18 protein-coding genes are annotated in these 18549 nt (G+C 71.7%); 8 read left to right on the top strand and 10 right to left on the bottom strand.

Annotation, left to right across the window (positions count from 1 at the left end; genetic code table 11):
* Window positions 1–43 precede the first annotated feature (43 nt).
* Window positions 44–703: a class I SAM-dependent methyltransferase gene (locus ACIBM5_RS34875; RefSeq protein WP_396010680.1), complete on the bottom strand. Its 660-nt coding sequence runs from the start codon at window positions 701–703 to the stop codon at window positions 44–46.
* Window positions 704–845: 142 nt separating this feature from the next.
* Between ACIBM5_RS34875 and ACIBM5_RS34870 the strand changes: the two genes are divergently transcribed.
* Window positions 846–1433, top strand: a complete 588-nt coding sequence (locus ACIBM5_RS34870; RefSeq protein ID WP_396010679.1) for a helix-turn-helix domain-containing protein — start codon at window positions 846–848, stop codon at window positions 1431–1433.
* Between the two features lie 99 nt (window positions 1434–1532).
* On the opposite strand, the gene ACIBM5_RS34865 is transcribed toward ACIBM5_RS34870, so the two are convergent.
* Window positions 1533–2123 (bottom strand): lytic polysaccharide monooxygenase, encoded by a 591-nt coding sequence (locus ACIBM5_RS34865; RefSeq protein ID WP_391585588.1) that lies wholly within the window; start codon window positions 2121–2123, stop codon window positions 1533–1535.
* A gap of 241 nt (window positions 2124–2364) precedes the next feature.
* On the bottom strand, window positions 2365–3096 hold the full coding sequence (locus ACIBM5_RS34860) for a FadR/GntR family transcriptional regulator (protein ID WP_396010678.1): 732 nt from the start codon (window positions 3094–3096) through the stop codon (window positions 2365–2367).
* 144 nt (window positions 3097–3240) lie between these two features.
* On the opposite strand from ACIBM5_RS34860, the gene ACIBM5_RS34855 reads away from it, so the two are divergent.
* The 4 genes from ACIBM5_RS34855 (at window position 3241) to ACIBM5_RS34840 (ending at window position 7825) form a co-directional block, all read left to right on the top strand.
* Entirely contained in the window at window positions 3241–3765 is a 525-nt protein-coding gene (locus ACIBM5_RS34855) for a gluconokinase (protein WP_396010677.1), read from the top strand.
* A complete protein-coding gene (locus tag ACIBM5_RS34850) occupies window positions 3762–5162 on the top strand; it encodes a gluconate:H+ symporter (RefSeq protein ID WP_396010676.1) in 1401 nt (466 codons plus the stop codon). Before ACIBM5_RS34855 ends, ACIBM5_RS34850 begins: the two co-directional genes overlap by 4 nt.
* Before the next feature lie 181 nt (window positions 5163–5343).
* A complete protein-coding gene (locus tag ACIBM5_RS34845; protein WP_396010675.1) occupies window positions 5344–5937 on the top strand; it encodes a TetR family transcriptional regulator C-terminal domain-containing protein in 594 nt (197 codons plus the stop codon).
* Between the two features lie 100 nt (window positions 5938–6037).
* Complete coding sequence (locus ACIBM5_RS34840; RefSeq protein ID WP_396010674.1) at window positions 6038–7825, top strand: arginine--tRNA ligase; 1788 nt, start codon at window positions 6038–6040, stop codon at window positions 7823–7825.
* Window positions 7826–7996: 171 nt separating this feature from the next.
* Here ACIBM5_RS34840 and ACIBM5_RS34835 read toward each other — a convergent pair whose 3' ends face one another.
* A complete protein-coding gene (locus tag ACIBM5_RS34835) occupies window positions 7997–8815 on the bottom strand; it encodes a hypothetical protein (protein ID WP_396010673.1) in 819 nt (272 codons plus the stop codon).
* Between the two features lie 4 nt (window positions 8816–8819).
* Window positions 8820–9488: a papain-like cysteine protease family protein gene (locus tag ACIBM5_RS34830; protein ID WP_396010672.1), complete on the bottom strand. Its 669-nt coding sequence runs from the start codon at window positions 9486–9488 to the stop codon at window positions 8820–8822.
* A gap of 235 nt (window positions 9489–9723) precedes the next feature.
* Between ACIBM5_RS34830 and ACIBM5_RS34825 the strand changes: the two genes are divergently transcribed.
* The 3 genes from ACIBM5_RS34825 to ACIBM5_RS34815 all read left to right on the top strand — a co-directional run bounded on the left by ACIBM5_RS34825 (window position 9724) and on the right by ACIBM5_RS34815 (window position 12318).
* Window positions 9724–10659 carry a hypothetical protein gene (locus ACIBM5_RS34825; RefSeq protein ID WP_396010671.1) on the top strand — a complete coding sequence of 312 codons (936 nt, stop codon included), beginning with the start codon at window positions 9724–9726 and terminating at the stop codon, window positions 10657–10659.
* 130 nt (window positions 10660–10789) lie between these two features.
* Complete coding sequence (locus tag ACIBM5_RS34820) at window positions 10790–11104, top strand: hypothetical protein (protein WP_396010670.1); 315 nt, start codon at window positions 10790–10792, stop codon at window positions 11102–11104.
* Between the two features lie 272 nt (window positions 11105–11376).
* The gene (locus tag ACIBM5_RS34815; protein WP_391585598.1) at window positions 11377–12318 is read left to right on the top strand and encodes a ribose-phosphate diphosphokinase; all 942 of its coding nucleotides are present in this window, start codon (window positions 11377–11379) and stop codon (window positions 12316–12318) included.
* A gap of 192 nt (window positions 12319–12510) precedes the next feature.
* Here ACIBM5_RS34815 and ACIBM5_RS34810 read toward each other — a convergent pair whose 3' ends face one another.
* The 5 genes from ACIBM5_RS34810 to ACIBM5_RS34790 form a co-directional block, all read right to left on the bottom strand.
* Window positions 12511–13548 carry an ROK family glucokinase gene (locus tag ACIBM5_RS34810; protein ID WP_396010669.1) on the bottom strand — a complete coding sequence of 346 codons (1038 nt, stop codon included), beginning with the start codon at window positions 13546–13548 and terminating at the stop codon, window positions 12511–12513.
* Between the two features lie 106 nt (window positions 13549–13654).
* Window positions 13655–14992: an ROK family protein gene (locus ACIBM5_RS34805; protein WP_396010668.1), complete on the bottom strand. Its 1338-nt coding sequence runs from the start codon at window positions 14990–14992 to the stop codon at window positions 13655–13657.
* 12 nt (window positions 14993–15004) lie between these two features.
* On the bottom strand, window positions 15005–15667 hold the full coding sequence (locus ACIBM5_RS34800; protein ID WP_396010667.1) for a hypothetical protein: 663 nt from the start codon (window positions 15665–15667) through the stop codon (window positions 15005–15007).
* A 157-nt stretch (window positions 15668–15824) separates the two neighbouring features.
* Window positions 15825–16037, bottom strand: coding sequence for a hypothetical protein (locus tag ACIBM5_RS34795; protein WP_396010666.1), 213 nt, complete (start codon window positions 16035–16037; stop codon window positions 15825–15827).
* Between the two features lie 599 nt (window positions 16038–16636).
* Entirely contained in the window at window positions 16637–18355 is a 1719-nt protein-coding gene (locus tag ACIBM5_RS34790) for an amidohydrolase (RefSeq protein ID WP_396010665.1), read from the bottom strand.
* Window positions 18356–18549 lie beyond the last annotated feature (194 nt).

The following is an 18549-nucleotide window of genomic DNA, read 5'->3' as shown; positions in this document are numbered from 1 at the left end:
CGCCCTCCCGGGCCGATCGGCTCCGGTCGTGCCGGAACCCCGCTCAGCCGGCCGGGCGACGCCGCACCATCACGGTGTTGTCCGTGCGGGTGATCGGCCGGCCCTCGGGGTCGTTCTGAATCCGCTCGTGCTCGTCCTTGCGGAGCACCTCCCACTCTCCCTCCGGGAGTTCGAGCGCGGCGAGCACCTCGTCGGGGGTCGGCAGGACCACGTCGGGGTGCGGGTTCTGCTCCCACGGCGGCATCCCCGAGTGGCCGACGATCAACAACACGCCGCCGGGTGCGACCGTCGTGGCGGCGGTGCGCAGGATCGCCTCGCGGTCCAACTCCCCGTGCGAGTGCAGGAAGTGCGCCGAGACCAGGTCGAAGGTGCCGGCCGGGAAGGTCGCGTTCAGATCGTGCCACTGCCAGTCGATCAGATCGGCCACCTGCTTCGCCTTCGCGTGCTCGGCCGCCCGCTCCAGGGCGATCCGGGACACGTCGGTGGCGGTCACCCGCCAGCCCCGCTCGGCAAGCCAGATCGCGTCGCCGCCCTCGCCGCAACCCAGGTCCAGGGCCCGGCCGGGCGGCAGGTCCGAGGTCTCCCGGACCAGGGCGGCGTTCGGCTTGCCGCTCCAGATGCGGGTGCTCTCCGCATAGCGTGCGTCCCAGACTTCCGCCGCCGACGGCTGTCCGGCGTGCTCGGCGATTCGGTCGTCGGTCATCGTGGGGTCCTCCGTGCGGTGGGGAATGCGGCCCGACCGCAGCCGATCGGGCCGGGCGGCGTGTGGTTCGGCGCCCGATCGACATGGTCCGCCCGCTGCACCGCGGTTGACAAACGTTGTTGCCGAGTCGGCAAATGGAGCCATGAAAGATGGCGAACTCGTCTCCGTTCTGACCGCCGTCGGCCCGCGTCTGCGAGCCCTGCGGCAGGAACGGGGCACCACCTTGACCGAGCTGAGCACGACGACCGGGATCTCCCCCAGCACGTTGTCCAGGCTGGAGTCCGGGCAGCGCAAACCCACCCTGGAACTGCTGCTCCCGCTGGCGAAGGCGTACGGCGTGCAGTTGGACGAGTTGGTGGACGCTCCGGAGACGGGTGATCCGCGGGTGCACGCGCGCCCGATCCAGCGCTACGGCATGACCATCATCCCGTTGACCCGGTACAGCGGCGGGCTGCACGCGTTCAAGCAGATCCTGCCGCCCGGACTCGGCGGGGCCCGACCGGAGTTGCAGACGCACGAGGGCTACGAGTGGATGTACGTCCTGTCCGGTCGGCTGCGGCTGTTCCTGGGCGAGCACGATCTCGTGCTGGCCGCGGGCGAGGCCGCCGAGTTCGACACCCGTACCCCGCACGCCTTCATCTGCGCCGGGCCGGAGCCGGTGGAGTTCCTCAGCCTGTATGGCAAGCAGGGCGAGCGCATGCACGTACGGGCCCGGCCCGGCGGCGGGTGAGCCCGGTCCGCGCGGGTGGCCGGGCCGGTGGGTCGCCACGGTACGGCGACCCACCGGCCCGCCCCGGTCCCGCCGGCGTGGGTCGGCGGACGGGGTCGATCAGAAGGTGACGTCGGTGCACTGATAGAAGGCGTTGCCGGTGTCCGCGATGTCCCAGACCGCGAAGATCACCGCCTTGCCGCTGCGGCCGGCCGGGAGCGTGCCGGTGTGCGAGACGGTCGCGGCGGGTTGGACCCCGCCGTAGGGAACGGTCAGGAACGGGGTGCTCTCCAACTGCGCCCGGGTGATCGACTGGCCGGGGCTCCAGCTCGACTTGGTGATGAAGTAGCGGAACGACGTGGTGGCGTGCCGCGCGGTGAGCTTCCAGGTGAACGTCTTGCTCGACCCCGAGCTCACCGGGGTGCTCGGCCACGCGCCGCCACGCGGGTCGTCGAGTTCGGCGAATCGGCTGTTGCCGCCCGCGCAGAGCCTGCCGTCGGCCGGTCCGCGCGCCGGGAAGCCCTTGGGGCCCTCGACGCTCTGCGGCTCCCACTGGATCTCACCGCAGTTGCTGACGGTGCCCTGGGCACAGTAGGCGGCACGGCTCGGCGGGCTGGTGACCCAGCCGTGCGCGCCCGCCGTGCCGGCCATCATCAGGGGAAACGAGACGGCGGGGATGGTCAGCGCCGTCAGGATGGTCCTTTTACGCATGGAACTCTCCTAGGGGACGAGTGAATGCGAAGGACGTTCGAACGGTCCGGGTCCGCGTCGTACGCCTTATTTCACCGGTTGTTCACATCCGTAGTGCGCTCCTCAAGTTAAGAGGTCCAGACCACTCGGTCAATGGTCTGGACCACGTCAACGAAAGCGAAGTCCCTTTCCGGACAATGCGGTTGGCGATCATGCCGGCGCCGACGGCGCAGCCCGGGGCCGCCCGCAGGCCGGGGGCCGATCACTGGACCCGATCGACGCCCGTCTCGAACTGCGGCGCCAGTACGTCCAGTTCGGCCATCGCACCGACGGTGATCTCGCGGGTCAGCCGCTCGGCGCCGACCGCGTCGCCCTCGCGGACCGCCTCGGCGACGCGTACGTGCAGCGTGACCGCGGTCGGGTCCGGGTCCGGAAACATCACGTCGTGGTGGGTGCGACCGGTCAGCACCTCGGCGACCACGTCGCCCAGCCGGGCGAACATCTCGTTGCCCGACGCGGCCAGGATCACCCGGTGGAAGGCGATGTCGTGCACGAGGTACGCCGCCAACTGCCGACCGCGCGAGGTGGAGACCATGCCCAGCGCATGCTCGGTCAGCGCGGCGCACTGGGCCGGCGTCGCGGACACCGCGGCCAGCGCCGCCGCCGCGGGTTCGATCGCCGAGCGCAGCGCGGTCAGCGACCGGAGCTGGCGCGGGCGATCGGCGCCGGCCAGGCGCCAGCGGATCACGTACGGGTCGAAGACGTTCCACTGCTCGGGCGGGCGCACGGTGACCCCGACCCGGCGCCGCGACTCGACGAGCCGCATCGATTCCAGCACCCGAACGGCCTCGCGGACCACGGTGCGCGAGACCTCGAAGCGGTGCTCCAGCTCGTCGGTGCGCAAAACCGTGCCGGCGGGGTAGGCGCCGGCCGTGATGGCCGGCCCGAGGGACTCCAGCACCTTCATATGCAAGCCCCGGCCCTCGTTCTCCATGGCGTCAGCCTACTGGGAGGGGTGCTCCGAGCCGCTCGGATTACGTATGACTTAATTGCTCCGAAGTCTTGATTAAGTACTACCTATGCGTTTGGGTATGGGACGGCGCCCGGGCACCAGCCGGGCAAAGACAGCGAGGTATCGATGAACGCCCCCCACGTCGTGGTGGTCATGGGTGTGTCCGGCACCGGGAAGTCCACGGTCGGCCGCATGCTGGCCGCGGAACTGCGGGTGCCCTTCGCGGACGCGGACGACTTCCACCCACCCGCCAACGTCGCCAAGATGTCGGCCGGGATCCCGTTGGACGACGTGGACCGCGCGCCGTGGCTGGACGCCATCGGCGACTGGCTCGCCGCGCACGAACACTCCGGCGGCGTGGTCGCCTGCTCCGCGCTCAAGCGCGCCTACCGCGACCGACTGCGCCGAGCGGTCCCCGGGATGATCACCGTCCATCTCGTCGGCGACCGCGCGCTGATCGCCGCGCGCCTGCACGAGCGGACCGGCCACTTCATGCCGGAGGCGCTGCTCGACTCGCAGTTCGCCGATCTGCAACCCCTGGAGCCGGACGAGGCGGGCCTCGCGGTCGACGTCTCGCCCGGGCCCGAGACCATAACCGAGCAGGCCGTCGCCGCGCTGCGCCGCCTGGACGCGGATCAGGGAACCACGTGAGCACCATCGACCTGCCGGCGCTGGCGGCGGGGACACCCGTCGCGCCGATCACCTCGGCCGGACACGCCCAACTGGGCCTGGCGGTGCTCGTCGGCATCGGCGTGATCGTGCTGCTCATCGGCCGGTTCAAGCTGCACGCCTTCCTCGCGCTGACCATCGGGTCGCTCGTGCTCGGCGCGGTGGCCGCCGCTCCGCTGGACAAGGCGATCGCCAGTTTCACCTCGGGTCTGGGCTCCACCGTCGCGGGCGTGGGCGTGCTGATCGCGCTCGGCGCGATCCTGGGCAAGCTGCTGGCCGACTCCGGCGGCGCCGACCAGATCGTGGACACCATCCTGGCCAGGGCGAGCGATCGCACCATGCCGTGGGCGATGGCGCTGATCGCGGGCGTCATCGGGCTGCCGCTGTTCTTCGAGGTCGGCGTGGTGCTGCTGATCCCGGTGGTGCTCCTGGTGGCCAAGCGCGGCAACCACTCGCTGATGCGGGTGGGCATCCCCGCACTGGCCGGCCTGTCCGTGATGCACGGCCTGGTTCCGCCGCACCCCGGACCGCTCGCGGCCATCGACGCGATCCACGCCGACCTGGGCGTGGTGCTCGCCCTGGGCGTGCTGGTGGCGATACCGACGCTGGCCATCGCGGGCCCGCTGTTCGGCCGTTACGCGGCGCGCTGGGTGGACATCGCGCCCCCGCAGGACCTGGTCCCGGAACGCTCCTCGGCGGACCTGGAGCGGCGGCCCGGCTTCGCCGTCACCGTGGGCACCGTGCTGCTCCCGGTGGTGCTGATGCTCGGCAAGGCGCTGGTCGACATCGTCGTCGACGACCCGGCGGACCGCGTCCAGCGGGTCGCGGACGTGGTCGGCTCGCCGTTGATCGCGCTGCTGTCGGCGGTGATCGTGGCGATGTTCACGCTCGGTCGGGCCGCCGGATTCACCCGGGACCGGTTGTCGACCACGGTGGAGAAGGCACTGCTGCCGATCGCCGGCATCCTGCTGATCGTCGGTGCGGGCGGCGGCTTCAAGCAGACCCTGGTCGACGTGGGCGTCGGCCGGATGATCCTGGACATCTCCGAGGACTGGTCCATCTCACCCCTGCTGCTCGCGTGGTTGATCGCGGTGGCGATCCGCCTGGCCACCGGGTCGGCGACGGTGGCGACCATCTCGGCGGCGGGTCTGGTGGCGCCGCTGGCGGCGGACATGAGCAGCACGCACACCGCCCTGCTCGTACTGGCCGTGGGCGCGGGGTCGTTGTTCTTCAGCCACCTCAACGACGCCGGATTCTGGCTGGTCAAGGAGTACTTCGGGATGAGCGTGGGCCAGACGGTGAAGACCTGGTCGCTGATGGAGACGATCATCTCGGTGGTCGCGGGCGGCTTCGTGCTGTTGCTGTCGCTGGTGTTGTAGCGCGACCCGCCCCGGCGACGGGCGCGACGGGTACGACCCGCACCGGCGACGGGCGCGACCGATGCGACCGGGCGGCGCGGGGTGCGTCGGGCGGGAGGAAGGTCGCCCGCCCGATCCGGCGCAGCGCGGGGCACGGTGCGGGGTCCACCGGGATCGGGCGGACAGGCTCTAAGCTGCCGGCATGTCGGGTCCCCAGGATGCTGCCCATGACCAGGACCGAGTGCGGGCCGCCGCGTTCCGGCTCGTGACGGCGAAGGGTGGCGCCGCGGTCGCGCCCGAGGAGGTGGCCGCGGCCCTGGACCCCCCGCCGGCGGAACTCGACCTGGCCGATTCCGACGACGTGCTGCTCGCCGCCGTGCACTGGTCGCACCTGCGGATCGCCCGGCGCTTCTTCGACCTGACCGCGGGCCGCTTCGGGCTGGCCGCGCTGCGCACCGGTCTGGCGGACCTGCTGCCGCTGGACGAGGACCGCCTCCGGGAGAGCATGCTGGAGGTGGCCGTGTGGCATCGCAGCCTGGCCGCCCCGAAGGTCGCCGAGAGCAACCGCCGCGAACGCGAGGACCTGAGGGTGATCGTCCGCGGCGTGCTGCTCGACGCCCGGGACAACGGCGAACTGGTCGACGGCGTGGACGTGGACCGGGCCGCGACCGACCTGCTGGCCCTGATCGACGGCCTGAGCGTGCACGTCCTGCTCTACCCCGACCGGCTGAGCCCCGCCGCCGCTGCCCGCACGCTCGACGCCGAACTCGACCGGATCACCCGCTCCGACGGCTGACCCTCCGCTACTCGGTGACCCACCCCGCGCCCGCCCGATCAGCCCGCGCGGCCGGGAAAATGGCATGAACCCGGTGCGCCCGGTGCACTACCGTCCGCACATGGTCACTCCGGAGAAGCTGCTCATCGAGCGGCTGGCACCGGCGTTCGCACAGGTCGCGGGCATGCCCGCGGACCCGTCGATGCGCCGCGGCCGGCACGCGGACTTCCAGTGCGACGGGGCCCTGGCCCTGGGCCGACGCCTGGGCCGCGACGCGCGTGAGATCGCGGCCGAGGTGCTCCGGTACGCCGTGCTGGACGACGTGTGCTCGGCGGTGGAGGTCAGCGGGCCCGGCTTCGTGAACCTCACCCTCGCGCCGACCGGACTCGGCCGGCTGCTCGCCGGGATCGCCGCCGACGAACGGCTCGGCGTGCCGCGGACGGCCCGGCCCGAGACGATCGTCGTCGACTACTCGGGCCCGAACACCGCCAAGGAAATGCACGTCGGCCACCTGCGCTCGACGATCATCGGCGACGCCGCCGTGCGGGTGCTGGAATGGCAGGGGCACACCGTGCTGCGCCGCAACCACCTCGGCGACTGGGGCACGCCGTTCGGCATGCTGATCGAGCACCTCCTGGACGTCGGCGAGACCGAGGCCGCGCACGAACTCTCGGTCGGCGACCTGACCGGCTTCTACCAGGCCGCACGGCGGGCGTTCGACGCCGACGAGGCGTTCCGGATCCGCTCCCGCGAACGTGTGGTCGCGTTGCAGGCCGGTGATCCGACCACGTTGCGGCTGTGGCGGGTCCTGGTGACCGAATCCAAGAAGTACTTCATGGCCGTCTACGCCCGGCTCGGTGTCCGGCTCACCGCGGACGACTTCTTCGGGGAGAGCCGGTACAACGATGAACTACCGCCACTGGTGGAGGAGTTGGCCGAGCTGGGTCTGCTTCGGGAGAGCGCCGGCGCACAGTGCGTCTTCCCCGCCGGATTCGTCAACCGCGACGGCGATCCGCTGCCGCTGATCGTGCGCAAGGGCGACGGCGGATTCGGTTACGCCGCCACCGATCTGGCCACCCTGCGGCACCGGCTGCGGGACCTGGCCGCGGACCGGTTGTTGTACGTGGTCGGCACGCCGCAGAGCGAACATCTGGCGATGGTCTTCGCGACCGCGCGGGACGCGGGCTGGTACGGTGCGGCCGCGGAAGGCGCGGACGGGGCCGACCCGACCGCGGGCGACGCGGGCCCGCCGCGGGCGCCCACGCGGGTCGAGCACGTCGACTTCGGGTATGTCCTGGGCTCCGACGGGAAGATCCTGCGCACCCGGGCCGGGGCCTCGGTCAAGTTGGTGGACCTGCTCGACGAGGCGGTGGCCCGGGCCGCCGCGACGATCGCCGAAAAGGACCCGGACCTGGATGCGGACGCCCGGGCGGCGCTCGCCCGGGCGGTGGGCATCGGTGCGGTGAAGTACGCGGACCTGTCCGGGGATCGGCGCAAGGACTATCGCTTCGACTACGACCGGATGTTGTCCCTCGACGGCAACACCGCGCCCTACCTCCAGTACGCGCACGCCCGAATCCGCTCGATCTTCGCCCGGGCCGCCATCCGGGCGCCCCGGGTGGCCGCCGGGCCCCTGGTGATCCGGGAGCCCGCCGAACGAGCGCTGGCCCTGCGGCTCCTGGCCTTCCCGGACGTGATCGAGGAGGTCGGCGAATCGCTGCAGTTCCACCGCCTCGCCCACCATCTGTTCGAACTGGCCACCGCATTCACCGGCTTCTACGAGAACTGCCCGGTGCTGCGCTCGGAGGGCGAGATCCGACACTCGCGGCTGGTCCTGTGCGACCTGACCGCGCGCACCCTGGCCCGCGGTCTGGACCTGCTGGGCATCGAGACGCCCGAGCGGATGTAGTCGCCCGTACCGCGCTTGCGCCCGCACCCGCCCCCGCGTGCTCGGCGGGTGCGGGCGTGGGTGCGCGGGCAGTCGTGGCAGAGCCGTTCCCGAGCGGGGTCGACGTGGAGAGGGGCGTCGACCCCGCTCGGCCGGAAGGTCCCGGCCCGGTCGGGCCGGGACGCATCGGGGTCAGCCGCGGCGGCGCCGCACCTTGACCAGCACGCCGCCCGCGCCGGCGACGCCGAGCAGGCCGGCCGCGGCGATCGCGGTCGGTCCGACGCCGAACGGGTCGTCGGCGGTGCGTGCCGTGCCCGTACCGGTGTCCGTCGGCCCGAAGCCGCCCGCGAGGCCCTTGGCGTCGTAGCCGGAGCCGGGCAACTTGTCCGCGTAGGCCCGGTGCACCCGGTCCCGGTAGGCCGAAACGCTGGTCCCGGCGGCGCCGATCGCGCGTTTCGCGTCGGCGTTCAGCGGCAACACCCGGTCGCCGCCCTGCACGTACCAGGCGTTGATCTGCGGCTCGCGGAAGACGATGCCGCCGGCGAGCAGACGCGCGCCGGCCGCGGCGTAACGGGCCTCGTCGTCGCCGTCCGCGATGTTGACCACCTGCCGACCGCGCGGCGTGTCGGCCGTCCACACCGACGCCTTGCGGCCGTCCGCGGCCACGACCGTGGCGGCCAGGAACTCCTGCCGGGCGATCGGCACCGGCCGAGCCCCCGGTCGGGCCGCGACGAACTCCGGGGCCAGTGTGTACACGGCGACCACGTCGCCCTCGATCCTGGGTGCCGCGTCCGCCGCGGCGAGCGCGCCGTCGCGGGCGAAGAACCTGGACAGCGTGTCGAGCGTGCCGGGCGCCGCGACCACGTCGCGCGCGGCGCCCACGCTGATCGCGTCCGGCGCCGACGGCGCGGGTACGGACGCGGCGTGCGCGGACTGCGGGGTGAGCGTCAGGGTGAGCGCCGCCGCGAGGGTGCCCGCCGCGAACAGGCGCTTGATGCCGCCTCCGGTCATGGCGTCACGCTCCGATCCGGTAGAGCGAGTGGGTCCAGGAGAACTCGTTGTTGTCCACGTACCAGTTGTGCGCGGCCCAGTTGTAGCGGTAGTTGTCCGGCCACGGGTCGCCCCAGTAGACCCAGTTCTGCGCGGTGTCGTAGCCGTGGATCACGTGCATGTGGCCGCCGCCCGAGGACCATTGGATCCGGGTCTCGATCGGCCGGTTCGCGTTGATCTCGGTCTGTACCGTGCCGTACTGGAGCCAACCGCTCACGTAGGAACCCGAGTTGATGCCGGCCCAGCGCAGCGCGGTCTGCACGTTGCCCAGCGTGGCCTGCGAGTTGGGGCACTCGGTGCTCTGCGAACGGCCGAAGGCCGCGTTGCAGAACTGGTTCTGGCTGTAGTTGCGGCCGTACCAGGTCGCGATGGTGTTGCCCGCGCCCGCCCAGCACCAGTTGCTCTTCTGCTGGGCCTGCATGGTGATGTTCAGCTTCTTGGCCGCGAGCGCGAACGGCTGCGCCTGCTCCGCGGAGTTCTGCGTCCGTGCGGCCGGTGCGATGGTGCCGGCGGTCGAGGCGGATGCGGCCGAGGGCACCGCGAGCAGCGCGGAGAGCAGCGCGACCACCGTGAGGGTCAGCGCCGACGTGCGGCGGCCGGATATGCGGCCCGTTCGTGGGGACGTTCGAGTCATGACGTTCCTTCCGTAACGGAGGGACGAGGTGGGGCGTGGTGCGCGTCCGGACGCTGCAAGGTGGAGCATCGGGTGTTGTCGTGGTGTGTTTCAAGACGCTTCAATGCGGGGTGAAGCGGTGGTGTGAACGCCTCGACCGGCCTGTGAACGACGCGTGACCGGTCGACCGGAACACCTCGGTCGCGAGCGCCGATCCCGACCGGTCCGCCGTGAACGTTCACAAGGGAGGCGAGCGATGCCGCGGACCGACACCCGGGGCGAGCCGGTCGAGGCGGAGTTGGCCCGGGTCCTGCGTGCGGGGCCGTTCCATCTGGCGCTGCGCGCGGCGCTGGCCGCCCGCGGCCTGGCCCTGCACCGGGTGCAGCACCGGTTGGCCCAGCGCGGTGTGCAGGTCGGGGTGACCAGCCTCAGCTATTGGCAGCAGGGCGCGCGTCGGCCGCAGCGAGCCGAGTCGCTGCGCGCGGTGCGAGCGCTCGAAGAGGTGTTGGACCTGCCGCCGCACGCGCTGACCCGGTTGTTGGAGCCGGGGGCCGCCGAGCGCACCGCGTCGCGCTCCTATCGTGCGGTGGTGGAGGAGTCCGGCACGCTCGGCCGGTTGTTGACCGACCTGGAGTCGCCCGCGGACGGCGGCCTGCACACGGTGTGCCAGCTCGAACAGGTCCGGGTCGGAGCCCGGCGCGAACTCCTGGGCCGCGCCTCGCAACACGTGGTCCGCGCGCATCGCGACGGGGTCGACCGCTATCTCGCCATCCACATCGGCGACCGCGGCTGCGCGCCCGAGCAGGTCCGGGTCCGGGCGACGGAGAACTGCCGGGTGGGACGGGTGCGCTGGAGCCGGGAGGCCGCCGTGCTCGTGGCGGAGTTGTTGTTCGACGCGCGGTTGCGCGCCGGCGACACCTACGTCTTCGGCTACGGGTTCGAGGACGGCACCGGCGGCCCCAGCGACGAGTACGTGCGCGGCTTCACCTTCCCGTGCGGGCAGTACGTACTCCAGGTGCGTTTCGACCCCGCCGCGCTGCCCGTGCACTGCCGTCGGTTCACCCGGAGCACGGCGGGCGGGCCGCGCACCGACCGGCGCGATCTGACCCTGAACGGCCGGCACTGCGTGGTCCACCTGGCCGAACGGGACGTCGGGCCGGGCATCCTGGGCATCGGCTGGGACTGGACCTGACCGCCCGGGAGTTCGGCCGCCCGGGTACGCGGTGGGCCGAACCGCGGGTCACCCGATGGGCGCAGCAGCGGAAGCGCCCGGGTGCACGATGGCGTTGGATGGGCCGCACCCGACGGAAGGAGCGGCGCGCGTGAGCGACGCGATCGAACGGCCCGTCCTGCGAGCCGCGAATTCACACCTGTATCCCGGCGCCCTGGTGCGCGTGCACGCCCCGGGGACGACCGATCCGCACCGGGCCGGGACGGTGCCGGGCGATCTGCTGTTCGCGGACGGTTCGCGGACGACGGCGCAGGTGCTGGTCGACCCGGACGAGCACTCGACGCTGTGGGTCGGGGAGTACACGACCGAGCGCGGCACCACCATCTCCGAGCGGGTGTGGTCGGTGCACTCCTCCCCCGACGGCTCGGGCGACGTGCTGCTGCGGATCGGCGCCCGGCTCCCGTAGCACTCGCGTCGCTCGCGTCGCGCAGCCCGGATCCGCTCCGACCACCGCACATCGCGCGGGTCACCCGGGTCGCCGAGCGGCTTCAGGCCGCCATGGCGGCCCGAGTCGATCGACGGCCACCGTCCGCGTGATCACACCCGCGAACAGCGGCACGCACAGCGGCCGACGCGGCCGCGTCCCGGGCGGGCGTCGTCGTTTCGGTGTCTCGGGGGTCGGCCCATAGCATGTGGCGACGGGCCCACGACTGCGACTCGAAAGAACAAGGAGCGTTCGTGCGAGAGATCGCCGTGTTCAGCGGTAGCGCACATCCCGAACTGGCCGCCCAGGTCTGCGCACACCTGGGTGTCCCCCTCAGTCCGACCCGGGTGAACAGATTCGCGAACGACTGCCTCGAAGTGCAACTTCAGGCCAACTGCCGTGAACACGACGTGTTTCTGATCCAGCCGCTGGTCGCGCCCGTCCAGGAGAACCTGGTCGAGTTGTTGCTGATGTGCGACGCCGCCCGCGGCGCCTCGGCGGGCCGGATCACGGTGGTGATGCCGCACTACGCCTACGCTCGCTCGGACAAGAAGGATGCGCCGCGCATCTCGATCGGCGGCCGGCTGGTCGCCGACCTCATGGTCGCCTCCGGCGCGAGTCGGGTGCTGGCGATGACGCTGCACTCGCCGCAGGTGCACGGATTCTTCTCGGTCCCGGTCGACCATCTGCATGCGCTGCGCGAGTTGGCCGAGCACTTCCGGCGCTACGACCTGTCCAACACCACCGTGGTCTCGCCCGACCTGGGCAACGCCAAGGAGGCCGCCGCGTTCGCCCGGATGCTCGGCGCGCAGGTGGCCGCCGGTGCCAAGCAGCGCTTCGCGGACGACCGGGTGGCGATCAGCGCGGTGATCGGCGAGGTCGCCGGCCGGGACGTGATCGTGCTGGACGACGAGATCGCCAAGGGCAGCACGGTCCTGGAACTGCTCGACCGGCTCCGCGAGTTGGGCGCGCGCTCGATCCGGGTCGCGTGCACGCACGGCCTGTTCGCCGCCGGGGCCCTCAAACGCCTCTCCGACCAGCCCGACGTGCTGGAGATCGTCTGCACCAACACGGTCCCGGTCCCCTCCGGTGAACACACCGACAAGCTGCGCGTGTTGTCCATCGCCCCCGCCCTCGCCGAGGCCGTCCGCCGCATCCACAACGGCGAAAGCGTCAGCGCACTGTTCGACATGTGATCGACGCCCGCCCGCCCCTCGCCCCGGGGCGGGCGAGCTCGCGGGCCCACTCCGACGCTCGCGCGGCCCGCCGCCCCGGGATCATCGCGACGGCTCCCCGGACCGACCCGGCGGACGGCCCGCCCGGATCCACGGAGCGGATCCCGCGTGGTACGGCCGCGATCACGGCCGTACCGAACCGCGGAGGAGGCGTCACACGGCGGCCGCGACCGGGGTCGGGGCGTCGGCGCGGGTGGCGGGTGGCTCCTCCAGGGCGAGGATGGCGGCGCCGATGATGCCCGCCTCGGTGCCGAGGGCGGCGGGGACGACGGGGGGCACTTTTCGGTGGTCCCGGGCGACGACGAGGCGCTCGAAGGTGGCCCGGGTGGGACGGAACAGGTGGTCGCCGGTGGCTCCGAGGCTGCCGCCGATGACGACGATCTCGGGGTCGAAGATGTTGACGAGTGAGGCGACGCCGGTGCCGAGCCAGAAGCCGAGCCGATCGAAGAGGGCGCGCGCCGTGGGGTCCCCCTGTTCGGCGGCCGCGAAGACGGTCTCGCCGGTCACCTCGCCGGAACTCGGGGCGAAGCCCGCCAGCGCACCGTCGGGGTCGGCGGCGACGGCCTCGCGGGCCATGCGTCCGAGCGCCGTTCCCGACGCCTGGGCCTCCAGGCAGCCGGTGGCCCCACAACCGCAGATGTTGCCGCCTTCCGGGTCGACGATGATGTGCCCGACCTCGGAGCCGATGCCGGTGTGCCCGCGGTAGAGGGCCCCGTCGAGAATCAGGCCGCCGCCGATGCCCGTTCCCACGGTGAGAACGACGACGTCGGCGTGCCCCGCCCCGCCGCCGAGGCGCACTTCGGCCCAGGCGGCGGCGTTGGCGTCGTTCTCCACGACGACGGGTAGGCCGGTGCGTTCGATCAGCAGGTCCCGCAGCGGCAGTTCCTGGTAGTCGTTGTTCGGCGCCCAGCGCAGGAGCCCGGCGGGCCACTCGACCATTCCCGCGGCGCCGACCCCGACGGCTTCGACGGCCGGGTACTCGGCGCGGAGGCGGGCGATCAGGTCCAGGAGGGCGATGGGGGTCCCGTCGCGTCCGGGGGGCGTGGGGATGCGCAGGTACCGCAGGATCTCACCGGACGCGGCCACGACGCCGCCGGCGATCTTGGTGCCGCCGATGTCGAGGCCGATGGCGAGACGGGGGATGGGCGGTGCCGCGCTCCGCGCGGGGGCCGAGGGGACGTGTTCAGACATGGGCACAGGCTCCGTCTTGTGGCGGTGGGGTGGTGGGGTGGTGGCGGTGGGGTGGTGCGGGACATGTGGGCCCGGCGGCGCGGTCGGGGCGTGTTCGGCCCCGCGCTCAGCGCTCGGCGGTCGCGCCGACGTCCACGGCCCCTGCGATGACGTCGCGGATGACCATGGTCGCCGCGCCGCGAGGACCGTTCCAGTGCTCCCTGTCCTGGATGAGCAGGAACGAACCCGGCGGTGGACCGGAGAAGACGGTGTACTCGTCGACGGCACGAAGCATCGCCTCGTGATAGTCGTCGCTGTACAGGACGAGCCGCTGCGCGTCGGACTCCGACGCGGTGACGGCGTCACCGGTGAAGATGATCTTCGCCGGATCGATGCAGGTGATCATGGACGCCAGACCACGCCCGAGCGCGGTGCCCGCGTCCACGAAGGCCTTCCGGGCGCCGGCATCCCGGTCGGCGGCACGTGTGCGGGCCTCGGCCAGGTCCTTGGCGTCGGCGGCCTTGACGATCGCCGACATGGTGGCCACGGCTTCCACGCATCCACGATTGCCGCAACGACACGGCTCGCCGCCGGGGACGGCGACCACGTGGCCGAGTTCCCCGGCCTTGCCGGTCGCCCCTCGGTGGGGTTGGCCGTCGCGGAACTCGCATGCGCCGACCCCGTCGCGGGTGACGAGCACCATCAGGAACGAGTCTTCGTTGCGGGCGGCCCCGAACCATCTCTGGGCCGTGCCGAGCGCGTTGGCGTCGTTGTCGACCACCGTGTGCAGCCGGGTGGCCGCGCGCAGCAGCCGGCGCAACGGCACCCGCGGGATGGCCCAGTGTTCCCCCCACTGGAGGTCGGGGGAACAGACGACCTCCCCGCTGCGGCCGTCGATGTGGCCACCGAGTTCGACGCCCAGCCCCAGGAGCGGCGCCTGCGCGTCGTCGCGAAGTGCGCGCAGACTCAGGGTCAGTTCGTCGACGAGGTCGCGTACGCCGTCGACCAGGAGGTCGACGTCCATGGGTCCGCGAACGGGGGCCAAGGCGAGTTCGCGCGGCTCGCCGACGGGCTCGCCGCGCAGGTCGACGATCAGTCCGGTGAGGCCGTCCCGGCGGATCTCCACCCCGGCGAGGTAGTGCCTGCCGGCAACGACGCGGACCCGGGCGGACCGGCCGACGCGCTTCGACCCGTCGGAGGCGACGGGCTCGCGGGTGATGAGGTTCTTCTCCTCCATCCGCTGCAGCACCCCGGTCACCGTGCTCCCGCCCAGGCCGGTGATCTCGGCGATGTCCTTCGCCAGTGGCCCGTCGACGCGGACGATGGTGTCGAAGATGCGTTCCCAGTTGCGTTGTTGGGCCTGGAGTTGCAGGGCCACCAGTTCCCCGCGTCGCCTGCGCAGACCCGCCTGGCGCAGCATGACTTCGACGGGGATTCCTTGATCGCCGACGGGCACGGTCGACACATCCGTTCTCTCTCAGGCGGCGGTTTCCGCCGACACGTGAAACGCGCGTTCCATGGGGGTGACGCCGAGCCGGCGGTCGCGCCCTCCGGGTGGGGTGAGCAGGACCGCGACCGGAGACCTTCGCTTGGCGTCCCACGCCAGGCTGAACTCGACGTGGTCGCCCACCCGGAGCCCCTCACGGTCGCGGGGCAGCAGTCCGTTGTGGTGCTGCCGTCCTCCGCCGGAGTACCAGACCTCACCCCGCTTCTCCTTGTGCGGAAGCAGATTGACCCGCCCGGTGTACCTGCGCGGCAGCAGGTCCCAAGGCTCCAGGCGATGGTGGAGGTGTTGCGCGTACTGCTCCTGGTGTCCGTTGAGATAGAGCACGACGTGGAATGTGCAGGAACCGAGGCCGAGCACCAGGGTGGAGGGCCTGGGCATCGGAACGAAGACGTTGCTTCCGCTCGCGTTGGCCGCCGCGATCCAGAGCGCTTCGGGCTTTCGCCCGACGACGGCGTAGAGAGCGGTGTAGTGAAGATCGTTGAATCCGGCGAGGAGTTCGATGTCCTCGCGGAAATCGGATCCGAGCAGCAGTTCCGAGTTGTACTCGGCGGCGATCCCGCGATACTTCTCGACGGCCTCGCAGGCCCTGGCCGCCGTGCGTTCGCGGTCGCGTTCGTTCTTCCCCTTGCGCATCGGGGTCCCCTATTCCTGCGTCAATCCGGAGTTCGCGCCCTCATGGGGGCGGGGTCGATCGGATCCCGTGGGTCCGGGCGACGCGTGTCGTCCGGACCCACGAGCCGATCACCTGTCGTCGGTCGGGTGGCGTCCTCGGTCGGTCGTGCGGCGTCGGTCAGTCGTGCGGCATCGAGCGCAGGGCGTACACGATCGCGACGATCACGACCGCGAGGCCGGTCGCCCACCCGATGTCGGCGGGTGCGCCGACGTGGTCCGTCGATGCGGCCCGCTCGCACATACCGGCGGCGCACTCGACAGCCGTGAAGGCATGCATCGCCCGCCACCGCTCCTCATTCGGGTCCTGGGGCCCGGTCCCGGCCGTACTCATAGGGACATTCCTCCTCGCCATCGCGCTTTTCTCGGTGGGCGGTACACCGCAACGAATGCGGCCAAGCGCCGAAAGACAGGCGACGGTGACGAGGGACCGAACAGGAGAATGATCAATTAGCCGTTCGGAGCTTTAGGATGACCTCTTGAAGGGAGCGTACGACGGTTTCGGGCGGAGAACAAACGTCTCCCGATTCACGGCTCCGGATCATTCGTTTTTGATTTTGATGGCCGTCCGGATTTCACCGCTTCGGCCGGCCCGAGGGAAAGAATACGAACAGAACAGTTCACCTCGGGGCGCGCTCGACCGGGTTTCGATGGATTCCGGTCGTCGAGGCTCCGAGCCGGCCGGGAAAAGAAATTTTCGAAGATCTTGGAACGGTCTCCCCGACGGATCGACGACTCGAAAATCGATGCGGGGTGCACGAATTCCGCCCCGAATAACTGATGGTGTGTCAGGCAGCGGGGGCGCCGACGCACCGGCATACTCCGAAACCGCTCCCGGTCGCGCGAAGGTCCGCCGTCCTCACCGGCCCCGACCAGGCCGCCGCGGCGAGGTGGTGGGGCCCGGCGACGGACCTTGCGGCGCGGAGGGCGGCGCTATCGGGCCGCGTACACGATCCGGCCGTCGAAGATGGTCAGCGCGACCGCAAGGTCGGCGATCTCGTGCGGGTCGGCGGCGGTCAGGTCGCCGTCCAGGACGCAGACGTCGGCCACCTTGCCCACCTCCAGCGAGCCCTTCCAGTCCTCGGCGAAGTCCTGGCGCGCGGCGTTGATCGTGTACGCGCGCACCGCCGTGGCCAGGTCCACGCACTGCTCGGGCCCGCTGGGTCGGCCGGTGGCCTTGGATTCGCGCAACATCATCGCGGACACCCCGCGCCGCCAATCGGGGTGCGTGATCGGCGCGTCCGAACTCGCGGTGACCGCGATGCCCGCTTCCACGGCGCTGCGCACCGGCCACTGGTAGGCGGAGCGTTCCGGACCGACCACGCCGTCCATCAGGTCCGCGATGGTCCACTTGATCGCCGGGTTCATGTTCACCCCCCAGCCGTGTGCGGCGAGCGTGCGCAGGCTGCGCGGCGTGCAGAAGTCGCCGTGGATGACGTAGTGCCGCTCGTCCCGACGCGGGCACGCCGCGGCGGCCTCCTCGAACGCCTCGACCAACGCGTCGATCGCCCGGTCACCGGTGACGTGCACGCCGATCTGGTGCCCGGCGGCGTGTGCGTGCCGGACGATGGTGCGCAGTTCGTCCACGCGCAGGACATCCGAGTCGCCGTGCATGCACAGGCAACCGTTGCCGCCGCCGACGTACTCCTCGCGCATCCACGCGGTGCGACTCGGCGGTATCCCGTCCGCGAAGACCTTGACGCCCAGGATCCGCAGCAGTCGGGGGTCCAGGTCGGCGATCCCGTCCGGGAGCGGCGCCGCCAGCCGCTCGGGCAACACGTCGGCGGCCTCGCCCATGGCCAGCGGGAGCAGCAACACGCTTACCCGGGCCGCGAGTTCCCCCGAGCGGGCCAGGTCCGCGTAGACCGCCAGGGTGTCCGCGCCGGCCGCGCCGAGGAACAGCGAGCCGCCGCCGGGACCCAGCCCCGGTTCGGTGAAGCTGGTGATGCCCTCGGCGTGGCAGATGGCCACGGCCGCGCGCACGGCCCGCTCCCGGTCGGCCCGGGTCATCGGCGGTACGGCCGCGTTGACCAGGTTCTGCGCGCCCTCGCGGAGCAGGCCGGTGGGCTCGCCGGCGGCGTCGACCTCGATGATGCCGCCGGGCGGGGCGACCGTGTTCCGGTCGATCCCGGCGACCCGGAGGGCGTGGCTGTTCAACCATGCGGTGTGCCCGCTGAACTCGTAGAGCAGGACCGGTCGATCCTCGACCACCGCGTCCAGGTCCCGGCGGTGCGGCAGACGGGCGCCGGCCTCGGTCGGAGCCGGCGACCGGCACTCCGCCAGGTAGCCGATGTCCCAGCCGTTGCCGATCACCCAGGCGTCCGGCGGCAGCGTCTCGGCGTGCCGGGCCACGGCGCCGGCGATGTCGGCGATCGAGCCGACGGCGGGGTGCGACACGTCGACGGCGAGCGGCGGGCGGGTCGCGCCGAAGGCGCACGCGTGCAGGTGCGAGTCGTTGATGCCGGGCAGCGCGGTGCGGCCGGCCAGGTCGACCACCTCGGTCCCGGGGCCGATCAGCGGCCGGATCTCGGCATCCGAGCCGACCGCGACGATCCGGCCGGCGCGCACCGCGAGCGCCTCGACGACGGTGAACGCGGCGTCCACGGTGAGTACGCGGCCGTTGATCAGGACCAGATCGGCGCAGACCGGCATCCGGGTCTCCTTGCGTAGCGACGACACATCGGGGAGTCGACACCCAATATTATTTGAGGCCAAACGATATGGATCGACCCCGACCGCCACAAGACCTCGGGACGATTCTTCGACCTCGGACGGGGAGACCGGCGAGCGCGAGCCGCACGATCTCGCAAGCCGGCCCCGATCCCCGAGCCCCTGGACCGACCCCT

The sequence above is a fragment of the Embleya sp. NPDC050493 genome (assembly GCF_044458105.1).
Lineage (GTDB): Bacteria > Actinomycetota > Actinomycetes > Streptomycetales > Streptomycetaceae > Embleya.
The sequence above is the reverse complement of the archived record's forward strand: the minus strand, read 5'-3'. Positions and strand labels throughout refer to the sequence as shown.